Origin of the sequence: Arthrobacter silvisoli, from assembly GCF_003369445.1 — a bacterium.
GTDB classification, from domain to species: domain Bacteria; phylum Actinomycetota; class Actinomycetes; order Actinomycetales; family Micrococcaceae; genus Arthrobacter; species Arthrobacter silvisoli.
This window is the reverse complement of record NZ_QRCU01000029.1, coordinates 17,774-32,012: the sequence shown is the minus strand read 5'-3', so window position 1 is coordinate 32,012 and position 14,239 is coordinate 17,774. Positions and strand designations below refer to the sequence as shown.

Genomic DNA, 14,239 nt, shown 5'->3' with positions numbered 1-14,239 from the left:
CGGGCCATCACTTGCGGGCCGGTTGTTCACAGCCCCGTCGCTCACAGCCCCATCCGCTCGAGCCACAGCTTGGCGTCGTGGATTTCCTCTTCGGTGGGCAGGTGCTCGGCGGACTCCCAGACCCGGTTGAGGCCCTCCATCCCCACCACGGCCACCACGGCACGGACGAACTTGGCGCCGTCGCTGTACTGGCGCATCTTGGCGTCCAGGCCCAGCAGGTTGCGGATGAACTTCTCGATCACGCCGCGGTCCTTGCCGCGCGCGTTGAAGCGCTGCCGGATGGTCTTCACTGACGGAACCAGGGAGGAATCGACGGCGTCCATCACCACATTGGCGTGGCCCTCCAGCAGGCTCATGACAGCCGTGAGGTGGGAGAGGGACGCCTTCTCCTCGGGGTTCTGCAGCAGGTCGAGGATGGCTCCACGGCGCGGGATGTCCCCGGGGGCGGAGCGGTCGCGCAGGGACCGGGCGGCGGCGCTGGCACGCTCCATGAGCGAGTCGACGTTGCCCAGCAGGTTGCTGCTCAGCTTCTCGATTTCCTCGAGCATGTGGTGGCGCAGCCAGGGCGCTGCGGCGAACTGCACCCGGTGCGTCTGTTCGTGCAGGCAGACCCAGAGCCGGAAGTCGTCGGGGTCGACGTTGAGTTCGCGTTCCACGGAGACTATGTTCGGCGCCACGAGGAGCAGGCGGCCGCCGGAAGGGGCCTTGGACTCCGGGGCGAGTGCGGCAAAGGGATCGTACTGGCCCAGGACCTTGCTGGACAGGAAGGCGAGGACGGCGCCGAGCTGGCTTCCGGTGATTGCACCGCTGGTGGCCGCCGCTGCCGGGGTCAGGGTGACGCCGCGGCGGGAGTCAAGCATCTGTTGCAGGGCTGGCTGGAGCATCACGGCGAAGCTCTGGGTGTTTGCCTTGGACCAGGAGGCCCGGTCCACCACCAGGACGTGGGAGTCGTGAAGGTCCCGGGCAGCTTCCAGGCCGGTGATCTCGTGGACGTACGGCACGGAGATTTCGGCGCTGCGGCGCAGGCTGTTCACCGCGCGGCCGATTTCCGACGGGCTCATGGCCGGGCCCGGCGGGGCGAGCCGGGCCGCCGTGGACGCGGCGAGCTCCCAGTTGATCAGGGACTGGGAGTTGGTGCCGGCTGGATTGGCATGCTGCTGGGACTCCATGCTTCCCATTCGAACACAGCCCCCTGACAGCCGTCCCTTAAGTTCGCTGCACGCGGAGGCCTGGATTCAGCGGCAGCCACAGGATGCCAGTGCGGACGCGGCCCGGTCCAGCGCCACCTTATTGCCTGCTGCGCCGGGGGTAAGTCCGTTGCCGATGAAAGAGAACACCAGGAGCCGGCCATCGGCGTCCACCACATAGCCGCTCAGGGCGAGGACGGAGTTCAGCGTGCCCGTCTTGGCCCGCACCAGGCCGGCCCCGCTGGCGGTGCTGGCGTCGACGTAGCGGTCGTCCAGGGTTCCCGTCAGGCCGGCCACCGGGAATCCGGCGAGCGCGGCCCGGAGCCGGGTGTCCGGTCCCGAGGTGATCGCGCGGACCACCTCGGCGAACTGCCGCGTGGTCACCTGGTTCGCCAAGGACAGTCCGGACACGTCGGAGAGCCGCATCGAGGCGGTGTCGATCCCCAGCTGGCCAAGCTGCGTCCGCACGGCCGCCGTGGCGCCGTCGTTGGATGCGGGCCCGCCGGTAGCGAACGAGGCCATGCGGCCCAGCACTTCGGCGAGGTAGTTATCGGAGGTCTCCAGCATCAGATCCACCTGCTGGCGGACGGTGGCGGATTCGACGGCGGCCAGCACCCCGGCGTCGGCAGGCGCTTTGGCCCGTACGACGGCGGTCCGGACAGTGATGCCCGCAGCGGCACCTGCCGATTTCAGCTTGGTGGTGAAAGTCCGCGCCGCATCAAGCGCGGCGTCTTCGGGCCGCGGTCCGCCGACTGCGGCGGGAGTGTCCCTGCCGCCGTTCATCGCGAGCGGGAACAGCGGCGCGGTTTCGCCGGCGTCGACGTCTTCCAGGCTCCAGGCAGGGTTGAGCGCCTTGCCCGTGAACAGGGAGTCGTCCAGCTGCACCGAAACGGGACCCGTGACGCCCTCTTTCGACAGCGCCTCAACGGTTTCCGCGGCGAGGGTCTGCAGCCCGGCCCGGCCCATGACCTCCTCCGGCGCGGAACGGCCCGCGGACAGCAGCACGTCCCCGCCGCCGCGCAGCACCACCGTGCCGGGTTTCGGGCCGGCCAGGACCTGGGTGCTGAAACGGGTCTCGGGGCCGAGGGAACGCAGGGCGGCGACGGCGGTGAGCAGCTTCATGTTGGACGCCGGCACCTGGTTCTTGCCGCCGTCGCGCTCGTAGAGGACGTCGCCGCTCAGCGCATCCTGGACCACCGCCGTGAAGTTGCCGCCGCCGTCGGGCGTCAGGGCAGCGTCCAGCTGCGCGGCGAGCCTGGCGGGCAGGGGACGCGGCGCGGAAGGGTCCAGCGGTGCCACGCCGCGGGAGGCGGAAAGCTGCTCCGGCGCGCGTTGCCACAGGGGAAGCCCGGCGGCAGGCGCGTGCTGCGGCGCAATGAAGGCCGGGGCAAGGTTGAGGACCATCGGGACGGCGAGCGCGGCAATCGCTGCGGCGAGGCCCAGCGACCGCAATGCGCTGATCGCACGGGAACTGATCGCGCGGGAGCCGCGGGGTTTCTCCGGGCCGTGGGTTGCCGGTTTACTTTGGTCATCCGACTGGGGTTCCGGCACGGCAGCCTGCTTCTGGCCCTTCATCTGGCTTGTGGTCCTTTGACTTCCTGGACGTCCCCCGTTTCAAGAAACCTGGACCTCTCGCTATATCCTCAATAGTAGTCGGCGGCGACGGCCGTTCTTTTGCCGCGCCCACGCCAATACCGTCAAGGAGCATTCCATGAAGCATGACGTCACCATCGAGATCCCGAAGGGATCGCGCGTCAAGTACGAAGTTGACCACGAGACCGGCCGCGTCCGCCTGGACCGCATCCTGTTCACGTCCATGCAGTACCCCACCCACTACGGTTTCTTCGAGAACACCCTGGGCGAGGACGGCGACCCGCTGGACGCCCTGGTGCTCCTGCAGGACTTCGACCTGCACCCCGGCGTGATCGTCGAGGCCCGCCCGATCGGCGTCTTCAACATGACCGACGACGGCGGCGGAGACGCCAAGGTCCTCTGCGTTCCCGCGGACCCGCGCTTCGACCACATCCAGGAAGTTTCGGACGTCAGCGAATTCCTCATCAAGGAAATCGAGCACTTCTTCACCCGCTACAAGGACCTCGAGCCGGGCAAGTGGGTCAAGGCCGAAGGCTGGGCCGACCGCGCGGCCGCCGAGGCCGAACTGGAAGCCTCCATCAAGCGCTTCGAGGCAGAGGGCCACTAACGCCCGTTTGACTTGCACGACGGCGGCAGGCCGGGTTCCATGGGACCTGGCCTGCCGCCGTCGTTTGTTTAAGCACTGTCCGCATGGGGAGGGATCCCCATCGACGGGGCGGAAGGCCGGTCCATAGGCTGGGTCGGAACTGACAAACCACGGAGAACGGGGGAATCCGGATGGCGGGATTCTATGGCGCCGACGTCGCGCAGCTGCGGTCGCTGGCCGGGGTCATGGGCAAGGCAGCAGACACGATCGCCCTGCAGGGCTCGCAACTGACGCAGCTCATCAACTCCAACACCTCGTGGAAGGGCCAGGACGCCGCCCAGTTCAAGAGTGATTGGAACGGCAGGCACCGCCAGAGCCTCATCAAGGCCGCGTCCATGCTGCGATCGGGTGCGAGCGAACTGAAGAAGCACGCCAACCAGCAGGAGTTCGCCAGCCACAAGAGCGGCGAAAGTTCGGTGGGCGTCATCAAGGACGTGTACGACACCGCCACCGGCGTCAAGGAAGTGGGCGCCCAGCTGTGGCAGGCGTACAAACTGGGGAAGCTCGGGTGGCAGGAGTTCGCCAAGACCAAGGAAGTCCTCACCAACTGGCGGGCCGGCGGCACCGTACTCCGCGAGGCTCTCGATGCACTGCGCAGCGGCGGCAAGATCACGGATGTCATCACCGACCTCAAGGCGAACATCCCTTACAGCCAGGCTTTCCAGGACGCCACCAAGTTCTCCAAAGGCCTGCGCATGGCCGGGGCACTGGCAGCTCCCCTGAACATCGTGGGCGGCATCAGCGACATCATCAGTCCCGAGCATGACGGCTGGCGCGGCACCGGAGACCGCGTGGCGGGCGGCCTCTCGGTGGTGGGCGGCGTGGGCAGCATCATGCTGATGACAGCCGGGGGTGCGGCGATGCTGGGACCGATCGGCGCGCCGATCGTGGTCGGGGCCGGGCTCGTCGCCGGCGCCTGGGCACTGGGCAACCTCGTGGCGGACAACTGGGATTCAATCAGCAACTTCGCCAGGAACCCGGGCAGCTACATCGCCGACGGGGCCAAGGAGGTGGCCGGATTCGCAAAGGACGTAGGCACTAAGGTTGCAGACGGGGTCAGTAACGCGGCCAAATCAGTCGGTAAGTTCGTCGGAGGGATTTTCGGATGACTGCAAACACGATCAATTGGACCGAGCGCGACGTCCGCTGCGCGGCTGCTGTCCTGGGCAAGGCGTCCGATGACGGCTTCGCCCTGCCCACGCTCACGGATGAAGAGGTCGTGGCCCTGGACGGCGTCCAGCGCGAGCAGATCGTCGCCCTGCCGTGGCTCACGGCCCAGGACGCCGGCAAGGATGTCATGTGCGCGGTGGCCCTGCGCGGACTGCTGGCCAAGGAGCTCGTCTACCCCGTGATCTTCGAAGGCGAAAGCGAGCCGACACGGCTGCACGCCACCGAAGACATCACCGGCGCCCTTGCCCTGCGCCGCAGCGGAAACACCGTCGTCTCGATTGAGCGCACGGTCTCCACCGGACGGCGCTGGCTTTACGCCTATGTCCACCCCGAGGGCGCGCTGCTGGAGGAAGTGGACGACGGCGGCCTGCACGGCTTCACCGTGGTCTCCCGCGGCGTGCTGGCCGACCGGCTGGCAGGGTTCGTGGACCCCGAAGGATCCGCTGCCCACGACACCGACGCCGTTTCCTTCACGGAGGCCGAATTCGAGGCGAACGCACCGACTGTGCTGGCCGACGCCCGCGCGGCGAGCAACGTGGTTGCTTTCGGCTCCGACGCCGAGGACTTCCCCACCGTCACTGTCTACACGGCCCCGGCCGCCGTCCACCTGCTGACGCCTTCCACCCAGGACGGCTCCGTCTCCCTGGAACTGCGTGAAACGTCCCGGGAGACCCTGGCCGGGATTCTTGGCGGCCTCGCAGGCCTGTCCTAGCCGACCGACCATACCGACGTCCCGAAAGTCCCTCATGAGCAGCAAACACCCCCAGTCCACCGGCCTTGTCGACGCCGCCAACGGCCTGCCCGTCCGGCGCCACACCGAGACCGGCAACTACTACGTGCGCAAGGCCGGTTGGCCCCACTTCTGGGGAAGGGTCCTTGACGCGCTGGCGGTCATCGCGGTGGCCGGGGTCCTGATCGTGGTCTTCAACAGCATGGTCCAGAACTACGCCCTGGGCCCGCTCTCCTACACGCTCGCCTCCAGCACCGGCGCGTTCTACGGAGCCGTGGCGGCGATCTGGTTCCTGGTGCTCTTCGGCTATGGCATGGTCTGCGGGGCTTTCGGCGGACTGGGCGATGCGGCGTCCGGCATGCGTGGCGTGCGGATCAGCGACGGCACCACCTCCGGGGCCTGGCTGGGCGGCTGGCGGGCCGTTTGCTGGTCCTTCGCCCCCCTCTACGTCGTCCTGACGATCTCCGCGGCCCTCAGCGGCAGCGGCGGCGACAGCTTCGAAGCCAAGTTCACCGCCATCGACCTGCGCTCCGGACTGGCCCGCGGCCAGTCCCCTGTTCCGGACCCCAAGGCTGCAGCCGGCCACAAGGACGATCAGGGCCTGCCCAAGCTGTACGGCCGGCAGCCCGATGCGCGGCCGTAATTGGCTGGTCCGGCGCGCCGCACGCAGGCTTGGTCCTGAGCTCGGCGCGCTCCGCTTTGTGGCCACGTCCAGCAAGGTGTACTGGAAGGCGCTGCTGCCGTGTTTGGCTGTCGGGTTTGCCTACGGTGCCGTCGGCGAGTTCGTGACGCCCCGGTCAAGCCGGGAGCCGGGGCTCTTCAGCGATGTTCCGCTGTTTGTGCTGGTCAGCCTGCTTACAGGCCTGGTGCTGTGGTCGCTGACGCTGCTGATGAGCTTCCGTAAGCTGCTCGTGTTCGACGGCGGTCTCGCGGCCCGCATCGCGCGAAGACACACCACTCTGGTCTTCCGCTGGTCGGAGATCGACCCTGCCACCATCAAGGCCGTGACCACCGCGGAAGGCACCACCCCTTCCAGGATGCTTGCCGCGGGCAGGAAAACTTCCCTGGGCGTCCCGGGAAGGAACGCCTTGGTCTTCCGCGCAGGCACCGGTTTCTGGCTCTTCGAGAGCAGGAGCGGGACCGCCCCGCTCGTGCTCGCAATTCAACAGGCAATGCTCGACGCCGGTGTTCCCGGCGCCGCGCGCGTCGCGTCCCGGGCGCTGCCGCCCGCCGTCGTCAGCACCCACACAAGCCTGGACTGACGCGCTTCCGGACCCGCCCGGTGACGCCGCGTTTCCCGGCGTTTGCCGCATAGCTACCTGCCGGTAGGCTGTGATCCACATGTTCACCCTGACGATCAATCAACGCGACAGTCGCCACGACGGCGACCTCGTGCCGCAGCTCCTCAAGGACCTGCGGCACATTCCCGCGCGGCTGGACTTCGACCGCTCGGTGGAGGACGAAGTCCAGGGAATCGTGGACTGTCCGCATCAGGCGGTGGAGGTCGCGTTGATCGCCCTGCGGGGCGGGCACTGGTACGTGGGAATCGGCGTCGGACCGGTGAACGAACCGCTGCCCAACCAGATCAAGGACGCCTCGGGGCATGGGCTGGTCTACGCCAGGCGGGCTGTCGACCGGCTGCGCAACGGCAAGGAGGGGGTGACAGTGGCGGTCGAGGGACCGGTGGCCGCATTGGCGGCAGAATCCGAGGCCGTGCTGCGCCTGCTGGGGCACGTGGTGCAGCACCGCACCGCTGCCGAATGGCGGGTGCTGGATCTCCTGACGCCGGGCGTCCGGGGGCAGCAGAAAGCCGTGGCGGAGGAACTTGGCATCACCACGCAGGCGGTCAGCAAGGCCCTGGCCAGGGCCCAATGGGCCGAGGAGCACGCGGCACGTCCGGCCGCGGCAAGGTTGCTGTCGCTGATCCTCGAGGTGCGCTGACCCCGGCTACTGCGCCGCGCCAGCCCACCCAGCAGTTCCCGAAGGGGCATCGCTTCGGCTTTGATCCGGGCTTCCGTGGGAGGCAGGTCCACGGGACTGCTCATCGGGAACCGCCGTCTTCCGGATTGCCGGAGTCAAAGGAGCCCGCGAGCGGCTAGCCATGGGCCTTGACCCTGCCGGGGTCCGCCCCGGGATACGCGGCAGGTGAGCCTTCCGCGCCTGAGGCTGTGCCGGCGTCGTACACAACTCCCGGGTCGTAGCCGCCAGTGCCGGCGCCGTAGCAGGCAGCGCCAACCGTTCCGGCCACCCCGGCTGCACCGGCCGTGGTGGTTTGCGGTCCGGGCGGGTCCGCTGGGGGCGGCTGCACTGCGCCACCGGCGTTGGGCTCGTAGGCGGCGCGGGGTGTGGCCGTGACGGTGTCCGAAGATTCAGCAGAACCGTTGTCCGCCATTCCGCGGCCGAGCCGGCCCGCCAGCACGCCAGCGCCCGCAGCCAGCAGGAGGAGGGCGCCGGGCCTGCGGCGGGCAAAGCTCTTCATCTCGGCAAGGAGCGATCCTGGATCCCGATTTTCCAGCCATGCGGCCAGGGAGGAGGAACCTTGGGCTGCCTGCCGTACCAAGTCCGTGGCCACGCCACCGTCCTGGGATGCGTCGGCCATGGCGGACAGGTCGTCGGAGATGGACCGCAGGCCAACGGCCACGCGCTGCTGCTGTATTGCCGCTTGCTCCGCCAGGTCGTCCTTGGCCTGCGTGAGCAGGCGCCGGGCATCCACCTTCACGTCCTGGGCCGTTTGGGGAGCTTGGGACGTGGCGCCGCCAATCACATCACCGCCGGCCTCCTCAGCTGTCTGCGGCACCGCGACGCTTCCGTCCTGCGGCGATTGGCTCTCGGTCATTTTCGCTCTCTTTCCACAGTTGGCAGGCTGCGGGCAACAGCCGGGACAGTAAGCATGATTGCTATCAGTGGACCTGTACCCTCTCGGCGCGGGTTCAATCGGCCATCCGGGGCCTCATGGCCACGTTCCTTCTTCCGCCGGACAGATGATCAGTTCCCGGACCTCGCTGCCCAATGGCTGGGCCAGCGCGAAGACCACGGCGTGAGCCACGTTCACCGGGTCATTGAGCGTGGAATCGTCGTCCTGCGGCTTGTATTGCTCATTGCGGTCATCGAAGAAGTGCGTGCTCATGCCGCCGGGAATGATGGTGGTGACGCCAATGACTCCCGCGGTTTCTGCGGCCAGCGCCCGGCTGAACCCGATCACGGCGAACTTCGAGGCGCAGTAGGCCGTGGCATCCGGCAGCGCCCGGAGTCCGAGGGTGGATGCGATGGTAATGGCGCGGCCGCGGGATTCCCTGAGGTATGGCAGAGCGGCACGCACCACGGAAACAGTGCCCAGGAGGTTCACTCCGATGACCTTTTCCCACTCGTCCGCCGGGACCTCGCCCAGCTTGCCGCCGCGGTCGATACCGGCCGCCGTCACCACGCCGTCGAGGCCGCCGAGGATATCGGCTGCCTCTTTCACTGCCCGCTCCACGGCATCCCGATCGGAAACGTCCACCTGCAACGCCTTAGCAGCGGTCACCTTGCTGACGTCCAAGTCGAAGACGAAGGGTGTCCCGCCGGCGTCGAGGATGACTTCGACGATCGCGGCGCCCAGGCCGGATCCGCCCCCGGTCACGATGACGCGGCCTGGTGCTTGCTTTTTCATTCGGTTCCTTTCATTGGTGAAGACTGGTTCTCATGGATTGCGCACCCTGCGTCGGGTGGCGAGGGAGGAGACGCCTCCCAGCAGCCGTTTCACGGCCTCCAAAACCTCATCCGGCGTCACTGAAGTCAGGCAGGGGTGGCCCGGAACGGGGCACGTCCGCGCCCGGGTCCCCTTGCAGGCCGCCTCCTGGTCACCCAGGAGTTCCATCGGCACCCCGTACGGCGCCCAGCGGATGGCCGGAACCACCGGCGAAAAGAGGCACACCACTGGCGTCCCGACGGCGGCAGCCAGATGTGCGGGTCCCGTATCGCCGGTGACCACGACGGCGGCCCTCTCCAGGAGCGCTGCGAGCGTGCGCAGGCTGGTCCTGCCGCCGAGGTTGCGGCCAGAAGGTCCTGCCACCGTTGCCGTGAGGGAAGCTTCGGCCGGACTTCCCGTGACCACGACCCGATGGCCGTGGGCCTCGAGGAGTTCCACTGTGGCTGCGTGATGCAGCACCGGCCATGCCCTGGCCGGTGCTGCCGCGCCGGGATGGACCACGATGTAGGGCCCTTCGTCGGAGAGTTCATTGACGAAATCGTCGGGCGCCCGGTTGATATGAAGTTTGCCGTCGTCACCCTGGGGAAGTTCGAAGCCTGCAGCCTGCGCGATGGCCAGGGCGCGGACGGCTTCGGCCTGATCTTCGGGGAAGTCTTCACCGGGGGTGAGCCGGATGTCCAACAAGGACCCCGCGCTGTCCGTGGCCGCACCCGTGATCCGGCGGACACCGGCCAGGCGCAGGAGCATCGCCAGCGGAAGCGGCGATTGGTGGAAGGACGTGAGGATTACGGCTTCCTCAATCCGGGAACTGCGGACGAACTCAACCAGGTCATCGGTCACTCCGGCGGTCGCTGCCGGTGACGGGTTCACGTTCCAAGGGCAGGACCACGCGTGGACTTCAGTGACACCCGGGAGCATTTCCCCGGCGCCCGCGCCTTCCGGCCCGCAGAGCAGCACGACGTCGTTGGGGCGGCTGCCGTCCGTCCTGCTTCCGTTGGCGACGGCGCGCAGCGCCGGTCCCGAAACGAGGACGTCGCCCATGCTGTCCAGCCTCGCCACCAGGACGCGGCTCATCCAGGCGCACCCAAGAGCTCATTCACGCGCAAGCGCGTTCCAGTTCCTCCCATACCCGCAACGTTCCCTGGTTCACCGCACGCTAAACATCGCGACGACAGGAAAGTTTCGTGCTGCTGGATCCGCGGAGAGGCCGGTTTGCTACGGACCGGGAGCCTGAAGGAGCTGGGCCCGCGGCGCCCGGGTCTGAGGCGCGGCGGGTTCGTGGAGGCGGGCTTCGTCGTCGAGCAGTTGGGCCTGGAGGCCAACCAGGATTCTGGCGAGCTTCCGGGAGACCTGGACCTGGGACACCCCCAGCGTCCCGGCGATGGCGGACTGTGTTTCCTCCAGGTAATACCGCCGGTACAACAAGCGGCGGTCCTCTGCCGGGAGGCTCCGGATCGCAATCCGCAGGGCAAGGAGGTCCTCCAGCTGGTCGGCGGGTCCACCGGCGCCGGACAACAGACCTTGGAGACCGTCCCCATCTTCTGCCGCCGGGGCGTCCAGCGAATCGGGCCGCTTGCTGGTGCCGGCCAACAGCGCTTCGCGCACGTGGCAAGGGTCCATGCCGAGGTCGGCCGCCACCTCCTCCGGCGATGGGGAGCGCTGCAAGGACTGGGTCAGCTCCTCGGCCCGGGCCAGCGCGTGGCGACGCAAGTCCTGGACGGGCCGTGGCGGCCGCACCACCCAGGAGTGGTCCCGGAGGTACCTCTTCACCTCGCCCGCAATCGTTGGAATGGCATAGGCCGGGAAGCCGACCCCCTTGGAATCGTCATATCGGCGGGCCGCCTTGATCAAGCCCATGTAGGCAACCTGGCGAATATCTTCGAAGTCGTGGTCGTGGGCCGAATACCGGGAGGCGATGGCCTTCGCGAGATTCAGGTGATCCAACACCAAACCATCCCGGAAGCTCCGCCTGATGGTACTTTCGGGGGTAGGCAATGACTGGTCTTGTTGCACTTGGGTTCACCCTTAGGCATGCGCGTAAGAAGGGTGAGCCGGTTGCAAGACTCCCTAAAAGGGAAGCATACTTATCAATGGTTTTCAACGGTTGTCCAAGTCTCTTCTCGAAGAGCAGTTATCAAGAAGAGCAGTTATCAAGAGGGGCCTCAGTCGGGGATCGGAGATCCATATGGACGAACAGACAGCAACAGACACGCAGCCTGTGGCCGCGGACATCCAGGACCTGCTTCTCGATACACCCGACGTCGAGGCATTCCTTACTGAGTTGGCACGCCACTCGGCAGCCATGCTCGGTTCGCCCGAGGCCAGGGTTTTCTGTGGGGTCACCATGCTCCGCCATCGCTCCGCCGTCACGGTGGCCAGCAGCGACGAGCGGGCCCGGTTGCTCGATGAACTGCAGTACCAGTTCGCGGAGGGACCGTGCCTCACCGCCTCCCGGACAGGGGTCCGGATCCACATCCCCGACATTGAAAAGGATGAAACCTGGCCCGAGTACAACGAGGCAGCCGCCGCGAACGGTATCCGCTCTGTGTTGGCCTTGCCGTTCCAGCTCCCTGAAGACACTGCCAAGGCCGGCCTGAACCTCTATTCCGAAAGCGTGCACGGCTTCGACGAGGCAGCGATCCAACGGGCAAGCGACTACGTACAACAAGCGTCCAAGGGGCTCCGCCTGGCCGTCCTCATTGCGCAGCACAGCCAGGCCGCGGCGAACCTCCGGGCCGCGATGACGTCCCGGACGGTCATCGACGTCGCAACAGGCATCATCATCGCCCAGAATCGGTGCAGCCAGGCTGAAGCCGTGGAAATCATCAAGAGGGCCTCAAGCAACCGGAACATCAAGCTCCGGGACGTCGCCCAGGCCATCGTTGACAAGGCCGGTGGCGGCCCCATCGCAACGCACTTCACGTAGCCCGGTTCCCGGGCAGCTCAGGCGGGTCCGACGGAACCGTGCGGCAGCTACAGCAGGCCGCGCAGAACGTGGGCCGCACCGTCGTCGTACACGGAGGCGGTGACCTCATCCGCGACGGCGATCACTTCCTCCGGTGCCTGGCCCATGGCGACGCCCCGGGCTGCCCATTCGAGCATCTCAATGTCGTTGCGCCCGTCACCGACGGCCAGGGTGCGGCTGCGGTGGGTACCGAGCCGGCGGCGGAGTTGTTCCAGGGCGCTGGCTTTGGTGACGCCCGCGGCCGCGATGTCCAGCCACGCTGTCCAGCCGACCGAGTAGGTGACGCCGGCGAGGCCGATCTGCCGGATGGCGGTGGAAAACTCCTCCGGGGTGTTCTCGCTGCTGAAGACGACGACGCGCACCGCCGTGGCCTCCAGCATGGTCTGGAAGTCGACGCCGACGGCCTCGACGCCGAAGCTCGCGTCCTGGAAGCGTTCGGTCGAGAGGAAGTTTCCTTTCTCGTCCTCCAGGGCGTACTTGGCGGAGGGAAGCCGTTCGCGGAGGGCCTTGAGGGCCGGTGCGGGGTCGAAGGTGACCTTGTGGATGATCTCGTAGCCGGCGTCCAGGGCCGGGTCCAGGCGCAGGGTCACGCCTCCGTTGCAGCACACCGCGTAACCGCGTTCCAGCCCGACCTGCTCGATCACGGGCAGGGTGGCGTTGAGCGAACGGCCGGTGGCGATGAGGACGTCATGACCTTGCGCCACCACGCCCCGCGCGGCCTCGCGGACCCCGGCCGACATGTGGCCGTCGTGGTCCACGAGGGTGCCGTCGACGTCCAGGGCGATCATGAGCTTATGGTTTGCGTTCCGCTGGTCATCGATGCCAGCGACTGAGGGGCCAGTCAAAGTAGTCATGGTCCTTAGTGTCGCAGAGCCCACTGACGGCCACTAGGACCGGCACCACAGCAGGGGATGAATTCGCCGTGAAGACCAGGGGGCGCCGGGACGTTCAGCCCGGCGCCCCCAAGTCGCCTACAGAACCGGGAGCACCTCAAGGCCGCCCAGGTACTTCTGCAGTGCCTTGGGGACGTTGACGGAGCCGTCCGGGTTCTGGTGGTGCTCCAGGATGGCCACGATCCAGCGGGTGGTGGCCAGGGTGCCGTTCAGGGTGGCCACCGAGCGGGTGCCCTTGGGCGTACCGTCTGCGGCGAAGGCCCGTTCACGCACGTTCAGGCGGCGTGCCTGGAAGGTGGTGCAGTTCGAGGTGGAGGTGAGCTCGCGGTAGGCCTGCTGCGTGGGAACCCAAGCTTCGCAGTCGAACTTGCGGGCGGCGGACATGCCGAGGTCGCCCGCGGCGGTGTCGATCACGCGGTAGGGCAGCTCGCACTTGGCCAGCATTTCCTCTTCCCAGGCGAGGAGGCGTTCGTGCTCGGCCTCGGCCTCTTCCACCGTGGTGTAGATGAACATCTCCACCTTGTTGAACTGGTGGACGCGGATGATGCCGCGGGTGTCCTTGCCGTGCGAACCGGCCTCGCGGCGGTAGCAGGAGCTCTGGCCGGCGTAGCGGATGGGGCCGCCGGAGAAGTCCAGGATCTCGTCCGCGTGGTAACCGGCCAGGGCCACCTCGGAGGTGCCCACCAGGTAAAGGTCGTCTTCGGCGAGACGGTAGATTTCGGCGTCGTGCTTCACGTCGAATCCGGTGCCTTGCATGGTCTCCGGACGCACCAGGGTGGGGGTGATCATCGGGACGAAACCGGCCTCGATCGCCTGGTCCATGGCCATCTGCAGCAGCGCCATCTCAAGGCGCGCGCCCACGCCACGGAGGAAGTAGAAGCGCGCACCGGACACCTTGGCGCCGCGTTCCATGTCGATCGCGCCGATGAGTTCACCGATTTCGAGGTGGTCTTTCGGTTCGAAGTCCGGGAATTCACGGGGAGTGCCGACAGTCTTGACGACCACGAAGTCGTCCTCGCCGCCGGCGGGCACGCCGTCGACGATCAGGTTGGGGATGATGCGCAAGAGTTCGTCGTGCTTGGCCTGGGCGGCGTCGGCATCCGCCGAGGCAGCCTTCACTGCGTTGGCGAGTTCCTTGACCTCGGCCAGCAGGGCCTGCTTCTCTTCACCCTTGGCCTGGGCGACCTTCTTGCCGAAGGCGTTCTGCTCGGCCCGCAGCGTCTCGAAGTGGATCAGCGCGGCGCGGCGTTCGGCGTCGGCGGAGATGATCGCATCCACCAGGGACTCGTCCGCTCCGCGGGCGCGCTGGCTGGCGCGGAACTTGTCCGGGTTTTCGCTGAGGTCTTTTACGTCGATCACCTGACAAG

The 14,239-nt window shown here is 67.4% G+C and carries 15 protein-coding genes; 7 read left to right on the top strand and 8 right to left on the bottom strand.

Translation table 11 applies throughout. The features are described from left to right. Positions 1–41 precede the first annotated feature (41 nt). Both DWV11_RS07160 and dacB read right to left on the bottom strand, forming a co-directional pair. Positions 42–1,178: a zinc-dependent metalloprotease gene (locus DWV11_RS07160; protein WP_425452049.1), complete on the bottom strand. Its 1,137-nt coding sequence runs from the start codon at positions 1,176–1,178 to the stop codon at positions 42–44. A gap of 57 nt (positions 1,179–1,235) precedes the next feature. Next, positions 1,236–2,762, bottom strand: a complete 1,527-nt coding sequence (dacB, locus tag DWV11_RS07155) for a D-alanyl-D-alanine carboxypeptidase/D-alanyl-D-alanine endopeptidase (RefSeq protein ID WP_425452048.1) — start codon at positions 2,760–2,762, stop codon at positions 1,236–1,238. Positions 2,763–2,898: 136 nt separating this feature from the next. Between dacB and DWV11_RS07150 the strand changes: the two genes are divergently transcribed. From DWV11_RS07150 to DWV11_RS07125, 6 genes are all read left to right on the top strand, one after another. After that, on the top strand, positions 2,899–3,387 hold the full coding sequence (locus DWV11_RS07150) for an inorganic diphosphatase (RefSeq protein ID WP_070348382.1): 489 nt from the start codon (positions 2,899–2,901) through the stop codon (positions 3,385–3,387). 170 nt (positions 3,388–3,557) lie between these two features. Beyond that, complete coding sequence (locus DWV11_RS07145) at positions 3,558–4,535, top strand: WXG100 family type VII secretion target (RefSeq protein ID WP_115788199.1); 978 nt, start codon at positions 3,558–3,560, stop codon at positions 4,533–4,535. Then, positions 4,532–5,308: a hypothetical protein gene (locus DWV11_RS07140; RefSeq protein ID WP_115788198.1), complete on the top strand. Its 777-nt coding sequence runs from the start codon at positions 4,532–4,534 to the stop codon at positions 5,306–5,308. Before DWV11_RS07145 ends, DWV11_RS07140 begins: the two co-directional genes overlap by 4 nt. Before the next feature lie 34 nt (positions 5,309–5,342). After that, positions 5,343–5,969 (top strand): hypothetical protein, encoded by a 627-nt coding sequence (locus tag DWV11_RS07135; RefSeq protein WP_115788197.1) that lies wholly within the window; start codon positions 5,343–5,345, stop codon positions 5,967–5,969. Then, positions 5,956–6,588 carry a hypothetical protein gene (locus DWV11_RS07130; protein WP_115788196.1) on the top strand — a complete coding sequence of 211 codons (633 nt, stop codon included), beginning with the start codon at positions 5,956–5,958 and terminating at the stop codon, positions 6,586–6,588. Before DWV11_RS07135 ends, DWV11_RS07130 begins: the two co-directional genes overlap by 14 nt. 79 nt (positions 6,589–6,667) lie before the next feature. Next, positions 6,668–7,267, top strand: a complete 600-nt coding sequence (locus DWV11_RS07125) for a MarR family transcriptional regulator (protein ID WP_115788195.1) — start codon at positions 6,668–6,670, stop codon at positions 7,265–7,267. Positions 7,268–7,421: 154 nt separating this feature from the next. Here the strand turns inward: DWV11_RS07125 and DWV11_RS07120 are convergent, their stop codons facing one another. The 4 genes from DWV11_RS07120 to DWV11_RS07105 all read right to left on the bottom strand — a co-directional run bounded on the left by DWV11_RS07120 (position 7,422) and on the right by DWV11_RS07105 (position 11,027). Further along, positions 7,422–8,162 carry a hypothetical protein gene (locus DWV11_RS07120; protein ID WP_245953482.1) on the bottom strand — a complete coding sequence of 247 codons (741 nt, stop codon included), beginning with the start codon at positions 8,160–8,162 and terminating at the stop codon, positions 7,422–7,424. A 114-nt stretch (positions 8,163–8,276) separates the two neighbouring features. After that, entirely contained in the window at positions 8,277–8,975 is a 699-nt protein-coding gene (locus DWV11_RS07115) for an SDR family oxidoreductase (protein WP_115788193.1), read from the bottom strand. A gap of 30 nt (positions 8,976–9,005) precedes the next feature. After that, positions 9,006–10,088 carry a glycosyltransferase family 9 protein gene (locus tag DWV11_RS07110; protein WP_115788192.1) on the bottom strand — a complete coding sequence of 361 codons (1,083 nt, stop codon included), beginning with the start codon at positions 10,086–10,088 and terminating at the stop codon, positions 9,006–9,008. Positions 10,089–10,229: 141 nt separating this feature from the next. Continuing rightward, complete coding sequence (locus DWV11_RS07105; RefSeq protein ID WP_115788191.1) at positions 10,230–11,027, bottom strand: sigma-70 family RNA polymerase sigma factor; 798 nt, start codon at positions 11,025–11,027, stop codon at positions 10,230–10,232. Positions 11,028–11,199: 172 nt separating this feature from the next. Between DWV11_RS07105 and DWV11_RS07100 the strand changes: the two genes are divergently transcribed. Next, the gene (locus DWV11_RS07100; RefSeq protein WP_115788190.1) at positions 11,200–11,940 is read left to right on the top strand and encodes a GAF and ANTAR domain-containing protein; all 741 of its coding nucleotides are present in this window, start codon (positions 11,200–11,202) and stop codon (positions 11,938–11,940) included. Between the two features lie 47 nt (positions 11,941–11,987). Here the strand turns inward: DWV11_RS07100 and DWV11_RS07095 are convergent, their stop codons facing one another. Both DWV11_RS07095 and serS read right to left on the bottom strand, forming a co-directional pair. Next, on the bottom strand, positions 11,988–12,833 hold the full coding sequence (locus DWV11_RS07095; RefSeq protein WP_115788189.1) for an HAD family hydrolase: 846 nt from the start codon (positions 12,831–12,833) through the stop codon (positions 11,988–11,990). 117 nt (positions 12,834–12,950) lie between these two features. Continuing rightward, entirely contained in the window at positions 12,951–14,231 is a 1,281-nt protein-coding gene (serS, locus tag DWV11_RS07090) for a serine--tRNA ligase (RefSeq protein ID WP_115788188.1), read from the bottom strand. Between the last annotated feature and the right edge of the window lie 8 nt (positions 14,232–14,239).

Bases quoted from the DNA above. Each gene is read 5' to 3' on its own strand.
- DWV11_RS07160 (WP_425452049.1), bottom strand. From the start codon at position 1,178: ATGGGAAGCATGGAGTCCCAGCAGCATGCCAATCCAGCCGGCACCAAC.
- dacB (WP_425452048.1), bottom strand. From the start codon at position 2,762: ATGAAGGGCCAGAAGCAGGCTGCCGTGCCGGAACCCCAGTCGGATGAC.
- DWV11_RS07150 (WP_070348382.1), top strand. From the start codon at position 2,899: ATGAAGCATGACGTCACCATCGAGATCCCGAAGGGATCGCGCGTCAAG.
- DWV11_RS07145 (WP_115788199.1), top strand. From the start codon at position 3,558: ATGGCGGGATTCTATGGCGCCGACGTCGCGCAGCTGCGGTCGCTGGCC.
- DWV11_RS07140 (WP_115788198.1), top strand. From the start codon at position 4,532: ATGACTGCAAACACGATCAATTGGACCGAGCGCGACGTCCGCTGCGCG.
- DWV11_RS07135 (WP_115788197.1), top strand. From the start codon at position 5,343: ATGAGCAGCAAACACCCCCAGTCCACCGGCCTTGTCGACGCCGCCAAC.
- DWV11_RS07130 (WP_115788196.1), top strand. From the start codon at position 5,956: ATGCGCGGCCGTAATTGGCTGGTCCGGCGCGCCGCACGCAGGCTTGGT.
- DWV11_RS07125 (WP_115788195.1), top strand. From the start codon at position 6,668: ATGTTCACCCTGACGATCAATCAACGCGACAGTCGCCACGACGGCGAC.
- DWV11_RS07120 (WP_245953482.1), bottom strand. From the start codon at position 8,162: ATGACCGAGAGCCAATCGCCGCAGGACGGAAGCGTCGCGGTGCCGCAG.
- DWV11_RS07115 (WP_115788193.1), bottom strand. From the start codon at position 8,975: ATGAAAAAGCAAGCACCAGGCCGCGTCATCGTGACCGGGGGCGGATCC.
- DWV11_RS07110 (WP_115788192.1), bottom strand. From the start codon at position 10,088: ATGAGCCGCGTCCTGGTGGCGAGGCTGGACAGCATGGGCGACGTCCTC.
- DWV11_RS07100 (WP_115788190.1), top strand. From the start codon at position 11,200: ATGGACGAACAGACAGCAACAGACACGCAGCCTGTGGCCGCGGACATC.
- DWV11_RS07095 (WP_115788189.1), bottom strand. From the start codon at position 12,833: ATGACTACTTTGACTGGCCCCTCAGTCGCTGGCATCGATGACCAGCGG.